14 protein-coding genes are annotated in these 17,309 nt (G+C 37.5%); 3 read left to right on the top strand and 11 right to left on the bottom strand.

Annotated elements, in window-relative coordinates:
• Nucleotide 1 precedes the first annotated feature (1 nt).
• The gene (locus tag ISP07_RS03585) at nt 2-1,324 is read left to right on the top strand and encodes a Na+/H+ antiporter family protein (protein WP_209326820.1); all 1,323 of its coding nucleotides are present in this window, start codon (nt 2-4) and stop codon (nt 1,322-1,324) included.
• A gap of 41 nt (nt 1,325-1,365) precedes the next feature.
• Here the strand turns inward: ISP07_RS03585 and ISP07_RS03580 are convergent, their stop codons facing one another.
• The gene (locus tag ISP07_RS03580) at nt 1,366-3,339 is read right to left on the bottom strand and encodes a response regulator (protein WP_209326819.1); all 1,974 of its coding nucleotides are present in this window, start codon (nt 3,337-3,339) and stop codon (nt 1,366-1,368) included.
• Nucleotides 3,340-3,505: 166 nt separating this feature from the next.
• Here ISP07_RS03580 and ISP07_RS03575 point away from each other — a divergent pair, with 166 nt between their 5' ends.
• Complete coding sequence (locus tag ISP07_RS03575) at nt 3,506-4,411, top strand: gluconeogenesis factor YvcK family protein (protein ID WP_209326818.1); 906 nt, start codon at nt 3,506-3,508, stop codon at nt 4,409-4,411.
• Here the strand turns inward: ISP07_RS03575 and ISP07_RS03570 are convergent.
• A complete protein-coding gene (locus tag ISP07_RS03570; RefSeq protein ID WP_209326817.1) occupies nt 4,376-4,708 on the bottom strand; it encodes an Hpt domain-containing protein in 333 nt (110 codons plus the stop codon). The genes ISP07_RS03575 and ISP07_RS03570 overlap by 36 nt on opposite strands.
• Nucleotides 4,709-4,728: 20 nt before the next feature.
• Here ISP07_RS03570 and ISP07_RS03565 point away from each other — a divergent pair, with 20 nt between their 5' ends.
• Nucleotides 4,729-5,763: a glycosyltransferase family 4 protein gene (locus tag ISP07_RS03565; protein ID WP_209326816.1), complete on the top strand. Its 1,035-nt coding sequence runs from the start codon at nt 4,729-4,731 to the stop codon at nt 5,761-5,763.
• On the opposite strand, the gene ISP07_RS03560 is transcribed toward ISP07_RS03565, so the two are convergent.
• The 9 genes from ISP07_RS03560 to ISP07_RS03520 all read right to left on the bottom strand — a co-directional run bounded on the left by ISP07_RS03560 (nt 5,732) and on the right by ISP07_RS03520 (nt 17,254).
• Nucleotides 5,732-7,180 carry a sigma-54-dependent transcriptional regulator gene (locus ISP07_RS03560; RefSeq protein ID WP_209326815.1) on the bottom strand — a complete coding sequence of 483 codons (1,449 nt, stop codon included), beginning with the start codon at nt 7,178-7,180 and terminating at the stop codon, nt 5,732-5,734. The genes ISP07_RS03565 and ISP07_RS03560 overlap by 32 nt on opposite strands.
• Nucleotides 7,181-7,280: 100 nt before the next feature.
• Nucleotides 7,281-8,738: a SpoIIE family protein phosphatase gene (locus ISP07_RS03555; RefSeq protein ID WP_209326814.1), complete on the bottom strand. Its 1,458-nt coding sequence runs from the start codon at nt 8,736-8,738 to the stop codon at nt 7,281-7,283.
• Between the two features lie 7 nt (nt 8,739-8,745).
• Nucleotides 8,746-9,450, bottom strand: coding sequence for an AAA family ATPase (locus ISP07_RS03550; protein ID WP_199529625.1), 705 nt, complete (start codon nt 9,448-9,450; stop codon nt 8,746-8,748).
• Nucleotides 9,447-11,513, bottom strand: coding sequence for an SLBB domain-containing protein (locus tag ISP07_RS03545; protein ID WP_209326813.1), 2,067 nt, complete (start codon nt 11,511-11,513; stop codon nt 9,447-9,449). Before ISP07_RS03545 ends, ISP07_RS03550 begins: the two co-directional genes overlap by 4 nt.
• A 1-nt stretch (nt 11,514) precedes the next feature.
• Nucleotides 11,515-12,372 carry an OmpA family protein gene (locus ISP07_RS03540; RefSeq protein ID WP_209326812.1) on the bottom strand — a complete coding sequence of 286 codons (858 nt, stop codon included), beginning with the start codon at nt 12,370-12,372 and terminating at the stop codon, nt 11,515-11,517.
• Between the two features lie 8 nt (nt 12,373-12,380).
• On the bottom strand, nt 12,381-12,701 hold the full coding sequence (locus ISP07_RS03535) for an STAS domain-containing protein (protein WP_209326811.1): 321 nt from the start codon (nt 12,699-12,701) through the stop codon (nt 12,381-12,383).
• A gap of 159 nt (nt 12,702-12,860) precedes the next feature.
• Nucleotides 12,861-14,696: a sugar transferase gene (locus tag ISP07_RS03530; RefSeq protein WP_324616095.1), complete on the bottom strand. Its 1,836-nt coding sequence runs from the start codon at nt 14,694-14,696 to the stop codon at nt 12,861-12,863.
• Between the two features lie 9 nt (nt 14,697-14,705).
• A complete protein-coding gene (locus ISP07_RS03525) occupies nt 14,706-15,782 on the bottom strand; it encodes a glycosyltransferase (RefSeq protein ID WP_138602246.1) in 1,077 nt (358 codons plus the stop codon).
• Nucleotides 15,779-17,254 carry a GumC family protein gene (locus ISP07_RS03520; RefSeq protein WP_209326810.1) on the bottom strand — a complete coding sequence of 492 codons (1,476 nt, stop codon included), beginning with the start codon at nt 17,252-17,254 and terminating at the stop codon, nt 15,779-15,781. The genes ISP07_RS03525 and ISP07_RS03520 overlap by 4 nt, the downstream gene beginning before the upstream one ends.
• Nucleotides 17,255-17,309: the final 55 nt, after the last annotated feature.

Genomic DNA, 17,309 nt, shown 5'->3' with positions numbered 1-17,309 from the left:
TATGAATGCAGTAATTGTCGGCGTTATGTTGATGCTGATCCTGACACTTTGTCGAATTAATGTCATTGTGGCGATGACGGTAAGCGCAATTGTTGCGGGTTTGACCGCAGGCCTTGGTTTATCACAAACCGTAAATGCATTTAATGATGGCTTATCGGGCGGCGCTGAAATAGCACTGAGCTATGCGATGTTAGGTGCATTTGCGGTGGCTATTTCTAAGTCGGGTTTAACACGTATTTTAGCGTCTAAGTTACTAAAGCAAGTAAACGACAATAGCCATAAAGGCGAAACGACACTTAGTTATCTTATATTGAGCATTATTTTGTTGTGTGCGATCTCGTCGCAAAATTTGATACCCGTACATATTGCTTTTATACCAATTCTAATACCGCCCCTACTTGTTGTTTTTAACAAGTTACGCCTTGATAGACGTGCCATTGCGTGTATCTTAACCTTCGGCTTAGCCACCTCTTATATGGTGCTACCTTATGGTTTTGGTGGCATTTACTTATACTCGATACTACACAAGAACCTCACTGAAAATGGCTTAGAGATTGTTAATACTCAAGTGCCGATGGCAATGATCATTCCAGCCATTGGGATGTTATTTGGTTTATTGGTTGCGGTGTTTATATCTTATCGAAAACGCCGTAGTTACGAGTCTCACAGCCTAACAGAGCAACAGCAAGAGGTTGTCATTGAACAGCCTAAAAAGGTTTTAGCAGTGGGAATTACCGCCGTACTTTGTTCATTAGTAGCACAAAATATTAGTGGCTCTATGATCCTAGGTGGTCTTGTTGGGGTAGCTATATTTACCTTATTCGGTGTTGTAAAACTTGAACAAAACGGCGATGTATTTAGTAAAGGCATTGCTATGATGGCGATGATTGGCTTTATTATGATTTCGGCGCAAGGTTTTGCTTCAGTGATGAAAGCAACGGGAGATGTCGCTTCATTAGTTAGCTCTGCCGCAGGAATGATTGAGGGTAACAAACCCCTTGCTGCTGCGTTAATTTTACTCGTTGGTCTATTAATCACCATGGGCATTGGTAGCTCGTTTTCGACGGTGCCAATTATAGCCACCTTGTTTGTACCACTTTGTATAGAACTAAACTTTTCGGTCATGGCGACAGCTGCATTGGTTGGTACTGCTGGTGCGCTAGGTGATGCTGGCTCCCCTGCCTCTGATTCAACACTTGGCCCAACATCGGGCCTAAATGCAGATGGTCAACACGACCATATTTGGGACTCTGTCGTGCCTACTTTTATCCATTTTAATATTCCACTACTGATTGCTGGCTGGGTTGCGGCAATGGTGTTGTAAAATTAGTATTGTTTATTTTAAAGCCCCAATTTGGGGCTTTTTTATTGGCTGAATAAAATACGTAAAGCATGATTTAAATCATGGAATCTGATTGGTTTAGTAAGCACTTTGTCCATTCCTGCTTCTAAGCAAGCGCTCTTATCTTGTTTAGAAGCATTTGCAGTTAATGCCACAATAGGTATGGTGAGGTTTAGTTTCTCGCGCATGTACTTAGTTGCACTTATTCCATCCATAACCGGCATCATCATATCCATAAGAACCAAATCAAAAGTACTTGCTTGCACTTTTTCAATTGCCTGCTGGCCGTTATCTGCAAGTGTTACATGATGGTTAAGTTTTTCTAGGAATGTCTTAATTAACACCTGATTCGTTTTATTATCTTCTGTTACTAAAATAGAAATCGGCTCAAGTGACTGTTCTTGTTCCTGTGTGTGAGTGGCCTCTTTTACCAAGGTAAAGGGTATCACTATCGTAAATTTAGAGCCTACGTTAGGCTCACTAACAACAGTGATAGTTCCTTTCATAAGATCGACCAGACTTTTTGTAATACTAAGCCCAAGACCTATCCCTTCAGCTTGCCTGTTTACGCCATCATCATGTTGTTTGAAAGCGTCATAGATTGTCTCAAGTTGAGACTGAGACATACCTTGCCCTGTATCTGAGATCTCAAAAATAAGTTCTTTTTCGGTACTATCAACTTTAAAATTAACAGTACCAACTTTAGTAAATTTAATCGCATTATCTAAAATATTAAATAGGATCTGTCCAACGCGAGCACTATCTATATCGATAGTTTTGGGTAATTCCGTTTTTATTTCAGATGAAAAAATAACGCCCCTGCTTTGGCTTGTTTCTAAGAATTGAGAAGCGATATTTTTAACCAATGTGTAAATGTCTGTCGCTTTGACATCAAGTTGCAGTGAGCCACTTTCGATTTTTGAAAAATCTAAAACATCGCTTATCAGATCTAGAAGAAGGTCTGCACTAGTATTAGCGTAATTTAACCACCTACTCTGTTTTTCATTTAACTCAGAGTCAGCGAGTAGTTCTAACATGCCAACAATGGCGTTCATTGGGGTTCTTATTTCATGCGACATAACAGTTAAAAATTGCGATTTTGCAAGACTGGCTTCTTCAGCCTTGTTTTTCGCTAGATTAAGTGCATACTCTCTATCTTTATTTACTGTTATATCTTTTGCAATCCCCATATAGCCTTTGAAATGGCCATTTGCATCATATTGCGGTTTACCACTAAAAGACACCCAAGCTTGAGGTGATGAATTTATCTCAAATTCAAAATCTATAAATTCATTTTGTTCTGACAATAAGTGTTTAAATTGAGACCACTTTTTTAACTGTGTTTGTTCATGTTCAGTTATTACATCGTCAAATGTTTTATTCAGGAAATGCCTTTTGTATAGATTGTTTGCTTCGTTTGAGGTTAATACGTTTATAAACAGATTATTTTCTGTGGTTTTCCAAAACCATTCACTGGCAAAGTCATTAAATAGATTTGAAAGCTCAGCTAAGCGGCTTAATAGCGAAGTCGAATGAAATTTTTGCCTGTTAAGCCTCGTTTGATGTTCTAATTGATGTGCAACTTGTTGAAGTAAAATTTGTAATGGCATTGATTCAAGTTCGTTAAAACAAGCTCCTGGTTCAATAGATAAAAATACCAGGCATTGAGCTTTACCAAATCCTGTTTTTACTTGAAAGACTAAAGCACTCTCTACATTGCTTGGGGTTCTAAACATGCTGCTATTGTTAATCTCAACCCATAACATTGAGTCATCAATCAATGCATCAATAAACAATGTTTCTTCAAAATCGAAATACTTCATAGTACGCATTTCGACTGATGCTTTATTGTTTTCAATATTAATTAAACAAAGCTCATTAAAACTAAAATAAGGATTCAGTAAAACTTGAAGTTCTTTCTTAACAGTTTGATTTTCTGTTATTCCATTAAACTGTCTTAGCACAATTGGTAATTGCTCTAAGTTAATACCCGCCATGGCTTTTCCTATCAAAAATTGCATCGCATAATGCAAATATAGAAAAAAGAATTAGATTCATCCATATATTTTTTAAAAAATTATCGATATTTCATCATATTAGCTAAATCTTAAAAATGGTATGCCTTATGCTTTTAATTGGTATGAACTAATTAGGGTGAATCAAATGAAAATTGTATGTATTGGTGGTGGCCACGGCTTATCTCATATGCTTAGTGCAATTAGACCACATTGCGCAGAACTCACTGCAATTGTCGCAACAACTGATAATGGTGGTAGTACAGGAAAACTAAGAAATAGTCAGGGGGGCGTTGCTTTAGGTGATATAAGACGTTGTTGCCTACAACTTGCCGATGATGACTCATTAGTACATAAAGTATTTCACCATCGCTTTGAAGGTGGTGAGTTAGATGGTCATAGTTTAGGTAATTTAACACTGCTAGGGTTATCACAACAAACTAACTCTGCGACTCAGGCAATTGCTTGGTTCAATGCGATGTTGGGCAATTCTGAAACCATTTTGCCAATGTCTGATGAGCCAACCGATTTATTAGCTGTTTTACCAAACGGTGAAAAAATTATTGGTGAATGCCAGATAGACTCGCTAACTCAGTTACCTGAATATGTCACTCTATCTCAAAATGTAAATGCGGCTCCAGGTGCTGTTAAAGCAATACATAATGCTGACTTAATTTTAATTGGTCCTGGTAGCCTAATAACCAGTGTTATGCCTGCTATGCTTGTAGAAGATATCGCTCAAGCAATTAACATGACTTCAGCGTGTCGAGTGTTTATAGAAAATATTGCAAAAGAAACAAGCGTAATTAAATCGTTAGATTTAAAACCCGTTGATTGGCTTGAAAGTATGCTGGGATATTCATTTTGTGATTTAAGTATTTCACACGACGCACTTAGCGAAATTGTTTCACATTTTGATGATGTGATTAAAACACCAAATCAGCAACATGATATTGAACAACTTAGTACAGTTTTTGGTGAGATACTTAAAATGCCATTAATTTTGGAGGCTGATAAATCAAGCCGAACTGATCAAGCTATTTCCATGCTTTAGTGTTAGTGAAAATTGATCTTGCAGTGTTTCGACTAAATCATGCAATTCACGATCGAATTGTTCAGCTTTGGCTTTGTGCTCAATTTGTTCAGCAATAGAACCTACAGAAAGCGCGCCATAGCTTCGGCTACTGCTTTTCAGACTATGTGCATTTAAAGAAATAGTTGCTTGTTTTGTTGTATCAGCAATATCGTTAACAATTTGTGTGGATTCAGTGAGGTAAACTTGTAGTAGCTGTTTTGCTAGGTCTTCACCAACATCCTGTTGCAATTGTGCAAATGTAGCAGTATCTATCATGTTTTTTCCTTGGAGTAGATATGAAGTACAGTGTTATTTTATTTGTAGATTCAAGCATCATTGGCGGCATCGAAAGCCATATCATCGCCCTATGCAATTTGCTTGAACAATATAATATTAAAAGCTCAGTTTTGTTTTATCAAGATCATAATAACATCGCATTTTACAATCGTTTAGATAATGCAAATATTGACTATCAATTTGCGGGCGGAAGTTTTTATGGTTTTTATAAAATTATCAAATGGTTACCATCTAGTTCGTTACTTCATACTCATGGTTATAAAGCAAGTATATTAGGCAAGCTCGCTTGCTTAATGCAAAATCGCCGTTGTATATCTACTTATCATGCCGGTGAGCAAGGTCAGGGACTCGTTTATTTATATAACAGGCTTGATAAGCTTTTAAGCTACTTTTCATTTAATTTTGCCGTTTCAGATATTCTTTCAAAACAGATTTACAAAGCAGAACTACTGGAAAACTTTATCAGTTTGAATAATAAATCTAAGCACTCAATAAACATTGAGATAGAGCCAATTAACATTGGCTTTGTTGGCCGCCTATCTTACGAGAAAGCCCCTGATATATTTATTGAAACAGCTAAACAGTTTTCATCTGAATATCTTAATTTTCATATGTTTGGTGATGGACCAATGGCAAGTGAATTAGATTTAACAGCATTAACTTATCATGGACAATGTGAGCCAGAACAAATATGGCCACATTTAGATGTATTGGTTGTTTGTTCAAGGGCTGAAGGTTTACCTATGGTTGTTCTTGAAGCAATGTCTAATGGTGTACTAGTGATTTCTGCACCTGTTGGCCAACTTGTGAAAATCATTGAGCATTTAAAAAATGGCTTACTAATGACTGATTCAAGCACTGATGCATTAGTAAACCAATTAAATTACTTACGATCACTCAGTGCTGAGCAAAAGCGCAACATGCTCAAAAATGCTAAGCAATTAGTTGAGCAACGTTTTTCAGGTAAACAGCAATTTGAACAATTAAATAAGGTTTATATCGCTAGCTTACCTGCATTTCCTCCCAACTCTTGATTTTTCTGTAAAGTGTTGAAGGACTCACATCTAACAAGGCCGCTGCTTTTGGAATATTGTTATTACATGCATCGATAGACTGTTCTATATAGCGTTTTTCAACTAACCAAAGGGGTTCTATATCTGACTGAGAAAACTCTGCTGGTTTTTCATCAATTGAAATTATTTCTGAAGATATAGGCGTACTATCCTCAAATTGTGTTTTAACCCTATGACTTGGTTCAGAAGCTGCCGTTTCGACTGACTGATTTTGGCTATGAGGTAAAGCAGGGATCATATTTGTTTCTATATAATCCTCATTGTGAAGTACGAGAATATTTCTAATTGTATTTTCTAGCTGTCGAACATTACCCGGCCAACTGTATTTTAAAAACATGTTTTTAACAGCATCAGACATGCCCCTGTAACTACGCCCTTCCTCTTTACTAATTTTTTTGAATAAGGCATCTGCTATCTCAATAACGTCTCTGCCACGTTGATTAAGAGGTGGTAAAGTGACAGGAATAACATGTAAACGATAATATAGATCCTCGCGGAAACGCCCTTCTTTAACCTCAAGCAAAGGATCACGATTTGTTGCACATACAAAGCGTACATCAACTTTAACCTCTTTTTCACTCCCTACTTGCTGATAACAACCAGTTTGAATAAAGCGCAAGAGTTTACTCTGAAGATTAATATCCATTTCGCAGAGCTCATCTAAAAATAAAGTTCCTCCATCAGCTTGGCCGGCAGCCCCTTCACGGTTTGCAATGGCCCCTGTAAATGCGCCTTTTAAATGTCCAAAAATCTCACTTTCAATTAAATCTTTAGGTATTGCGGCACAATTCAAAGCAACAAAGGGTTTATTTGCACGCGGAGATGCTAGGTGCACTGCACGGGCACATAATTCTTTTCCTGTACCACTTTCACCAGTAATAAAAACGGTTGCTTTGCTTGCTGAGGCAGATTTAATAATTTGGTATACAGATTGCATTTCAGCAGAACTGCCAATCAAATCAAAGTACTGTCCATTCTCATAGGTACTTTTGTATGTTTTTACGGTTTGCTTTAAGTCTTTTAGTTTTAATCCGTTATTTACAGTGATCCGAAAACGATCCGCTTCAATGGGTTTTTCTAAAAAGTCACTCGCACCTAATTTAATTGCTTTAATGGCCATTTCTTTTGTTGCATGGCCTGTTAAGACAATTACCTGCGGAGAGTTATCAGCATTTAATGATGATAAAATATCAAGGCCATTCATATCCGGCAGCATGACATCTAATATGATCAGGTCTGGTTGAAATTCTTCTAAAGCAGCTATCGCCTGCTCGCCGGTGTAAGCGATGCGCGTATTTACACCCGTGGGTATTAAGTATGACTGGTACATTAAAGCCAGTGACTCAGTATCTTCAACAATGAGAATTTTAGGTGGCATTGGTATGTCCTTATTTTAATAGCTGTTGAGATAAAGTGATTATGATACAAAACCTTACTAATAGCTTAGTGTGAAATCGCTCAGTTTGTAAACTCAAACTTTAGTGTTTGTTGATCACAATGAGTGATGCATCATCAACTTCTTCAGATAACTTCACTTGACTGGCTTGCCATAAACCATATGCAAAATCTTCATTGTAGAGTTTGTTTGCGTTTAATTTCGATACTATTTGATCCACTTCATCTAAGTGCTGGTTATCTAACCAACCATCTGTAAAGATTAATATGTGCTCAACCTCAGCTAGTTCATATTGGTAATGCTTAAATTGATGTTGATCATTAAGGCCAAGCAAAGGATCTGTCCCAACTAGCTGCTCTAAACGGCCTTGTTTATTAATAACACAAGGCGCAGGATGGCCCGCATTGAACCAATGTAAACGGTTATCTTCGATATAAATTATCAACAAGGTTACTAAGCTTGATTTACATAAGCGCTGCTCAGAAAGGGCTCTATTCAACATAGGTAGTACGGTCTTTAAAGGGATCTCTGTTGCTAAACAACCATTTAAAAAACCTTTAATAGCAAAGCTCTCTTTTAAAGCGACTAGACCATGTCCCATCATATCGCCAATTACCACGGCGTTGCTATGCTGGTGGGGATACAAACAAAAATCTCCCCCCATTTGGCTTATAATTGAGCCAAAATTATAAGCGTTATACGTTTCTAGCTCACGTTTGGTTGGCGCTCTGTCCTCATTAACAAAGTACTTTAAAGCAGAGAACCGATGAACAATTCTTTCAATACTTTGCAGTAATCTAGTTTTGGTAACAGGTTTAACTAGATAATCATCAACGCCGAGCATATTAATTCTTTTGATCAACTCTTCACTGTCATCCCCCGTGAGCATAACAACTGATAAATTAATTTTTAGATTTGACTGGTTTAGTCGTTTTAGTAGCGGCTCACTCGTACCATTTTTAAGCTTGTGGTCTAACAGTAAAATCGTCGCACCTGAGGTCAGGATCTCTTGCCAACCTGATTCAATGTCTTCGCAACAAATTACTTGAAAATGTTCGGATAAATAGGCTTTAAGCAGAGCCAATTGTGACTTATCATCATCAATGTATATCAATGTTGGCCGCTTATCGATATTGTTTAAACAGAAAGAAAATGTATTAAATTGATGATGAGTATTATAGCTAGCATTAGGAAAATAATGCTTGATAAGCGCAACACCCATCCCCCCTTCAACAAGCTCACCGCTGTCTATTTCCCAATTTGATGAGTGATTATTAAAAATATCATAACTTTTAAATGAATCTTTAAATTCAATTCGTAACTGCTGGTTTGATACTTTAAATATACTAAATAACAAAGGCTTATCATTTTTCTTTGTGTGGCGTAGTAAATTAGTTAAATACTCGGTTGCGACAAGGCCTGCAGCATCAATGTCTTGGTGCTTGACACTAATTGCAGTAAGGATATGTTTTAAAACATGCCGTATCTCACTCACTATCGGCCAATCTAGCGTATAACTCTTTTGATAAAGGCAGTCCATTTGTCTCTCAATATGCAGTAAACAACCAACGTTGTTTAATTATTTTATTTATTAGGTAATTAGAAAGTTTAGGCCATTTATGTTGGCGCGTTTTAAGTGACTCAATCAAACGTGTACCCAGTGGAGCAAAGTTATGCTGTGCGACTACAATTTTAATCTCAGTCAATCCTGCTTGCTCTAGATTTGTAATGCCATGGCACAGTGCTTCTTCATCATTTAAACCTAATGAAACAGTCAAAAATGTCATGTCAGTACATAAGCTTAGCGCATGTAATGGTACATTGCCTCGATTACACTTAAGTGCTGGGCTCATATCAATAAACACATAGTCATATTCTTGTTTTATTCGTTCAATTGCATCGTTTAGGATTGATTTGTTTTTAACTGATTCCAGCTCATTTAGATGCTGCATAGTTAAAATATCAACGTGATCTGTGCTAATAATATTCAATTGACAACTTATATCACTAAAGCACCATGGCCCAACGTCAGTACTTTGGTTCTGATCAAGTTTAAAAGGCGAAATTGGGTTCAAATCAATGATCAAAACTTTTTTTGATTGATTGCATAGTCTTGTTGCAACGCTAGTACATAAGGAAGTTGACCCCTCACTTCCTGTTAAAGATATAAAACAAATACAGCGAGCTTTAAGGTTATCAATTTCATTACAAACTGCTTCAAGCTCTTGGTACTGAGAAGGTATTAATTTCATAGGCCCACCACTAAAGCGATTACTGTTATGAAGTCGAGAAAGTTAGATTTAAATTGGCTAATTAAATCCTGACCTTTATCTGGCACATAAAGCGTATCGCCGGCACGTAACACAGGGATATACGCTGAATTCGGATTCTTAACAAACTCTTCTAAATCAAATACACGAGACTGCTCTTTACAACATGAATGATTAACTACCACAATTTTGTCTATGAGTGCAGAGCTTGATGGACCGCCTGCTTCTGCTAGTACGTCAAGTACCGTCATAGTGTCATCAAAACTGTAACGACCAGGCTTTTCAACAGCCCCCATAATACGCACTACTTGCTCTTTAGGGGTACGTAACCAATCTTTATCTTTTTCAGGAATGTAGATGGTATCGCCTGGTAAAACGTGTGGAAACAGTGTTTCATCGCCTGTTTCAAAATAAAGTGCGAGGTTTAACTTACTAACCTTTGCAGTGTTTCCATTACGATGGGTAATACGAATATTACGTAAATCTGCATTATCTGTAGGACCATCAGCCGCGGCTAAAATATCAATAAAATGCATATTGGTATTAAATGCATAGCGGCCTGGAGAACCAACTTGCCCCATTATATAAATAGATTTACTTGATTCTTGGCGGATCCATTGCGATTTATTATCAGCAGGATCAACTGGCAGTTCCTCAACAATGATAGTGTCGCCAGCAATCAAGTTGGGTAATTCATAGTTTCCTGCATCATTAATTGTATACTGCTCTAAATCGAAACGTTTAGTGACTTCACCGTTACGAACGATCTTTATATCATTGATATTTGCGCCTTTAGTTGGCCCGCCTGCATGCGCAAGTAAATCTGTGAAATCCATTTCGGGACTCCATTCATAACGGCCCGGTGATTGGATTGCGCCGATAATTTTAATTGCGCGTTTTGGTGGCACTTTCAACCAACTTTTTTCATTTTGGTCAGTCTTTTCTGGAACAAAAATCACATCTCCTGGGTTTAAGTTAGGCACTTTTACAGTCACAATTCCTTCACTGTAGCCTTGCAGATCGAATAAAATACTTTCGCCCGATGGCGTTAAAATCTTAATCTGGCGAGTTTCTGCAAAGCGAGTCGGCCCGCCGGCATTCGCAAGAATATCTAAAAAGCTGGTACTATCGCCGGCCTCATAAGCGCCCGGCTTTTGTACTTCACCCATGATGTAGACGGTACGTGATGTAGTGTTTACATCATCAACCATGATAGGCACGTAAATCGTAGAACCCGCTTTTAGTGCAGGCATTGTATCGTTGTTAGGTTTATCCAAATACGCTTTTAGATCAAACACAACAGGTGTTTTGTCTACGATAACGCGAATTTTGGTTACATCTGCGTAGCGAGTTACACCTTCAGCTCGCATCAATGCATCTAATACACTCATATTTTCTTTGAATGCAAAACTACCTGGATTGTGAACTTCACCAAGTAAGGTGATTGCACTGTTATCGCTGGCATCACCGGATGCACTTAATGTTTGCGCATCAAAATCGATTTGTACATTGCCTAATAGTGGTGATACAGGTACGAATACTGTGTCGGCACTTTGTAATTGGGGTAATAAGTCAATGTTGCCTGAATCTAAATAGGCTTTGTAATTGAATTCTATTACATCGTTACCGCGACGAATTTGTAGTCTGTCTAGCTGTGCCCCTGGTTTCAAGCCACCTGCACGTGCAATGACCATTTGGATATTACCATCACGGGGAATACTGACTTGAGATGGGTCGTTCACATAACCCATAACATTAATAAAAATATCTCTAGAACGAATTTCGACATAAAAATCGTCCATCGCAACATAGACTTCGCTTAATGCAGTACGTAGTTGCTGTTCAATTTCAGCAAGTTCAGCGCCAGTTACTTTAAACTTACCAAGCTCAGGTAAAGTGATGGTGCCATCTTTGGCAACTTCAAATGGTTCATTGAACTCTACTTCACCCGGTAAGTATAAATATATTTTGTTTCCGACTTGAACTTGCTCTGCAACAGCGAGTGTTGAGAACATAAGTAAGCATATTAAAATTAACTGTTTCATATTATTGCCCCTTAGGACCATTTAAAACTTTGGTCCAACTGGATAATGCATGTACTTTTTTGTTCGTATCTTTGTCAGTAATATCAATAACTATCGCTTCTACACGTCTATCTGAGTGGCGTTTAGCATTTGAGTCGGGCTCATTGCTATAAGGTGATAAACTACCTTGTGTGAGCGTTGTAATCGTAGCTAAATTAACCCCGTAAATTCCTAACCAGTGTTTAACCGTCTCTGCACGTTTCAATGCTAATTCATAGTTATTAGTTTGTTGCCCGCTAATATCTGTATGCCCTACTAGTAATAGATTGATTTTATCTACTTGTTTTATTAAGTCAGCCGCCTGTGATAAGCGAGAGATGTATTTAGGTGTTACTTGAAAGTCATTAAAAGAGAATTGATTGTCACTATTTAGCAGCTCAGTGATTTGCTCTTTCAATGATGCAGTCATCACCTGCTCATTTTCCGTTGGGCCAGCACATTGCGTCATCGCATTAACTGTTTCAAAGTGTTTTGATAACTGGTTTAGGCCGTGGTAATGGATCAAAAGATCATGCTCTGCGTCTTCCCACATTTGGGCTGCGATTAAACGACGTATACGATTTTCATAAATTTGAGCTTTAAGCAATTGAGCGGGCATACATTGTTTGATGCCTTGAGCTTTCAACAAATCTAATTTCAAAACGTGATGTTCAAACTCACTCAAAACCACTGTTTCTTGTGTATCGTAAATAAGCTCATTTTGTTCATCGGTTAATGGGTAATTTTGGTATTTTTCGGCCCAGCCTCCTTGTCCTTCATCAGGCCAAGAAGCACATCCGCCAATTATAATCAGTAAAACTGTTATTAGTATGTGCTTCATAACTCACCTCACGCGATGTCAGCTTGCTCAATGAATGGGATGGTTTTATCTACTCTTAGTAAACTCATTAATTTATGTGGTTGACCTGAAACGTTCAGTAAAGAAAGCTTTTGGCCTTTTTTCTCAATTCGTTTATATAAAAATACCATGGCACCAATACCTGAGGAGTCGATGAAGGTGGTGTCACTAAAATCCAGAACCACATTTAATTGTTCACTCGTGGCTACCGTTTCGAACTGATCTTTGAAGCTATCGACTGCTAAACCAGAGAAATCATTTGGTAAGGTGATGAATGTGGTACTTGCATCAGATTTAGCTGTATTAGTCATGATTTTCTACCTTTAAGATGGTTTGGTTAATCTTACTGTTACAACTTAAATGCCAGAATATAAGGTATTGATAATTTTAATTTTTTTATTTACTTTGTGCATAATGCAATTAATTTATAGGAATTAATTTGCATTATGCAACTGATTTTGACCATAAAACTATTGGCCTTTTCCTGTAAAAACAACCATTAGCGTTTTGATAATTATTGAGCATTCTAATTTTAGCCATGCTAATGGCGTAGACATACTAAGTGAATAGGCATAATCCCAACCAATTTTACTGCGAGCATCTTCTATTGATTCGTCGTAGCCATTCATTACTTGGGCAAGACCCGAAATACCAGGTTTTACGCCATAAGTTCGTTGACAAAAATAGGGGATATTTTTTTCTAACTTTGCATAGAAAACTGGACGCTCTGGTCTTGGACCAATTAATGACATATCCCCTTTAAGAACGTTTATTAATTGCGGTAACTCATCAATACGCGTTTTTCTCATAAATCTGCCAATAGGAGTAATTCGTGGATCATCCTTACTCGCCCATACGGCACCTGATTTTAATTCAGCATCAACAACCATAGAGCGAAACTTATATACATTAAATAATTTGACAAAGTCATCTGAGCTTTCACCGACACGAAGTTGGCTAAAAATAATCGGGCCTTTAGAAGTCAATTTAATTGCGATAGCGGCAAATAAACAAATGGGCCAAACGAGAGCGATTGCAACTAACGCACCGATAACATCACAGCCACGCTTTATAACCTTCACAAGCGACTTACCAGATATCTCATAAGAAGAGCGATTCACATTGTTATCCCTCACACGTCGCCAAGGAGCATTAAAGTACCCTAGCTCGTAGCGTATAATTCCATATAAAGACAGAAAATAACTGTTTAAAATATAGTTCATTTTATCTAAAACAGGTACGCGTATTTTAATATTAAATACACTCTTTAACAGCTCAACACCGTGTAAGCTTAAAATGCCTATGGCTAAAAACACTGCCCATGTGGTTTTCATGAATGCAGCTTCGAATAAAATACACAAGTAGATACACGCTAAGATAATCGGCATCACACCGCGTAGTACTTTATGCGAAAAAAAGTTTAAACTCGTCCAACCAAGCTGAGGCTTTAGAAGCTGTTTTAGAGACTTAATTTGTTGCCAATTCCCTGCTCCAAGGCGGATACGACGTTTGTAGTCTTCTTGTTGTAAATCGCATTCACGCTCATAAATAACAACGTCTTCATCTAATACTGCCTTACCACCTTGTGCAAGCGCATTCATAGATAAAATAAAGTCATCATTAATAGTGTTATCATCAAGCTCTATTGCAGATGTTGAACGCATCGCAAACATGGCACCAGGCACACCAATTACTGCACCTAGCTCGGACTCAGATAGTTTTACCTGATTTTGATACTTCCAATATGCTTTTTGTGCATCTGGAGCCCTATCATCAAGTGTGTACACTCCCGTAGAAATTGCAACTTTTGGATTACTAAATTTATCGGCGACCTTATTTAAAGCATCAATGCTCAATAGCGCGCTCACGTCAGTGAACAATAAAATATCATTTTGAAATTTAGCTAACCCCATTAATGTATTTAATCCATGCACTTTACCTTTGTTCTCTTCCCTGACATGGAAAAAACATTGCACACCATGGCTCAGTAAAACACGTTGAGCCTCATAAGCTCTGTTCACCGTCGCATCTGTGCAACCATCAAAATAGACATGTATGCTGTAATGATCATTGTCATATAACAATGAGGCTAAGTTATGTAACTTTTCTGCTATGTGGTCTTGTTCGTTATACGCGCACATTAAAATACCAATATTTGGCTGATAGGTTTTAGGGTCAGCCTTGCTATTTTTGTGTTTAGATTTGTGACTTTTTGCAGCCCAATTAACCATGATTGGATATCCAACATGGTGGTAAATTGCAACGAATACTAATACTAAAAATACGATACTGAAGATTGTCATCATAGCCTCCCATCACGCTAACGCTGTGTATAAATTGTCATATTGACTGCTCATGGTCCGTGCATCAGCAACAGCAATAGCATGATGACGAATAGGATTTCCGTTTGGTAATTGCAAAGTACGTAATATCGCAGGGGCAATTAGCTTGTAGTTATTTGCTGCAATCAATTCCCCCTCTTTATCAGTTACAACTTCGTGAATACCACCTACATCAGATGCGACAATAGGTACTCCACATGCCATCGCTTCAATGATAGACAGGGGCAGACCTTCTCGTTTCGAGTATAGACACATAACATCGATGCTAGAGTAAAAAACTCTCATGTCGTGTATATTTCCTAAGAAATGTACTCGCGATTTTAAATCATAGCTTTCAACAGCTTTGTGGAGTAAATCTCTCTGGTCACCATCGCCTGCAAATACAAGGTGATAATTCTCAGGCAAATAAATGAGAGCATGTATTAAGTCTTTATGCCCTTTACCTTCAATTAGTCGTGCTGCACACCCGATCAACTGAACATTTTCTGGTAAGTTTAACTGCTGGCGTGCACATGATTTATCTATTGCTTTAAATTGCTCGCAATCAATACCATTTAAAATTGTCTGTTGAGGTATGATTGACGTTTTTGATTGAAACTCATTGGCTACGATGTTTGCATCTGCTACCCAATGAATATGTGTTAATAAGTTAAGAGCTCTGGTGAAAAAACGTTGCTTAATATTGTTTAAATACCAAGCATCATGAATAGTCGAAACATGGCGAATACGCTTAGTTGTTAATGAACACACAATACCAGCGTACAGTAATGGACCTATATGATGACTATGAATAATATCTATTTGCTGCTCTTTTATAAGCGCCTTTAATTTTTTTATAACCGAACCTTTAAAGCCAGGTGCTTTATTTAAACAAAAAACACTGCTTTTATAATTGCTAAGTTCCGGCCATTGTTTGATTGCTGACTCCTTATCACCTTCTAACGAGACGATGATGGTTGTTTGGCTATATTGACTATTCTTTAGTAGCGTAATTGCCATTTTTTCTAGGCCGCCAACTTCTAAATGCTGTACTAAGTGCATTACCTTCATAAAGGCTCTCCTTCAATATGCTTGTTAGATGCACTGCTGTTTATAATTGGCAGGACAGTCACTACGTGTGCATTACTAAGCTTTTCAATAGTTTGAATATCTTTCAGATGGCTGTCGCAAAGTGAAGCAACAAATACACTTGCTCCACCTGTAAACATTCCAAGCACGACTCCAATCACGATTGTCATGACTAAAGAGGTATTGATTGGCTGCGTTGGGCTATAGGCGCGTTCAATTGTTTTTACTTTGTCTGGGCCTTCATATTTAACAAGTTTTCCTGTTACTTTTGCCATTTCGTATCGGCTTAACATATCTTTGTACAACGACTGTTTAACTTCGTAATCTCGTTCTAATTTTCTTAGCTGCTTTTCTACATCGCTGGTAATTAATAATCTCTCGCTTACCTCTTTTACCTGTTCTTCTAGCATTGCAAATTCTTGTTCTTGCTGAAGCAGGCTATTTTTAGCTTCTTCTAAGGCAAGCAGCTGTGAAACCAACACACTGGATTCTTTATTTTCACCCGAAGGCAAGGTATTAACCATTTGCCAAAGTTGATCTAGATTCGAGGTATCTAATTCTTCGCTTGATTCAAGTAATGACTGCTGACGCCCTTTTAAGTTTTTTAAAGTACGTGTTTTTTCAATAACTTTACTGTGCTTATCTGTATAACGAGTACGCAGTAGACTTAATTCAGATTCTGTACGAATAATTTTTTCTTCTAACTTCCCTAGGATTGGATTAGCTTGCCCTACTTTATTTTTTAGTGCATTGAGCTTTGCTTTAGCACCAGAAAGAGCAATTAACTTCTGCTGTTTTTCCGTTAATAATTTATCGAATGTTTCGCGGTTGCTATGTAAAACCGTTGGTAATGTATTGCTATTTTGGCTTTTAAATTTAGCAAGAGATTCTTCAGATACTTCTAACTCTTGGCGTAACCCTTCTAGTTGCTGAAAGAAAAATTGCTCTGACGTATCTAAAGAGGCTTTAGTTGGCGCAAGTAAGCGTTCAATAAATTTCTCTACCACTTTTTCAAGTACAGGTTTCATTTGACTTTGGTCGTGCCATATAAAGTTTATACGCACTAATTCATCGCCGATTAATGACAAAGACAGAGCTTTAGAGAGCTTTTGATGAATTTCTTCAACTTGCTTATGGTTAGCATCTTGTGCGATTAAGTTAGTTTCCTTAGCGACAGCGATAAGTACTTTCCTGCTAATAACTAGTGTTCTTAGTGCTGCCATACGATCTGATAACTGAAATGAAAAAGACAGATCATCTAAATACGGATTTAAAAGTGCAGACTCTTCAATCAAAATGGTTGCGTGGTTGGTATATTCTTTTTGAGCAGTTAAGCCCATGAGAATAACGACAATAGGCACAATGCAAAATGGAATTATAAAAAGCTTAATGCGCGTATAAAGCGCATAAAGCCCTAAATATATTAATCGTTTGATTTGCTCTTTAACTAACATGGATTTACCTATTGCTTTGCAATTTGCAAAAAATTACAGTTATATTTGCATTTTG

This window comes from Pseudoalteromonas sp. PA2MD11 (assembly GCF_017808125.1).
GTDB classification, from domain to species: Bacteria; Pseudomonadota; Gammaproteobacteria; order Enterobacterales; family Alteromonadaceae; genus Pseudoalteromonas; species Pseudoalteromonas simplex.
The sequence above is the reverse complement of the archived record's forward strand: the minus strand, read 5'-3'. Positions and strand labels throughout refer to the sequence as shown.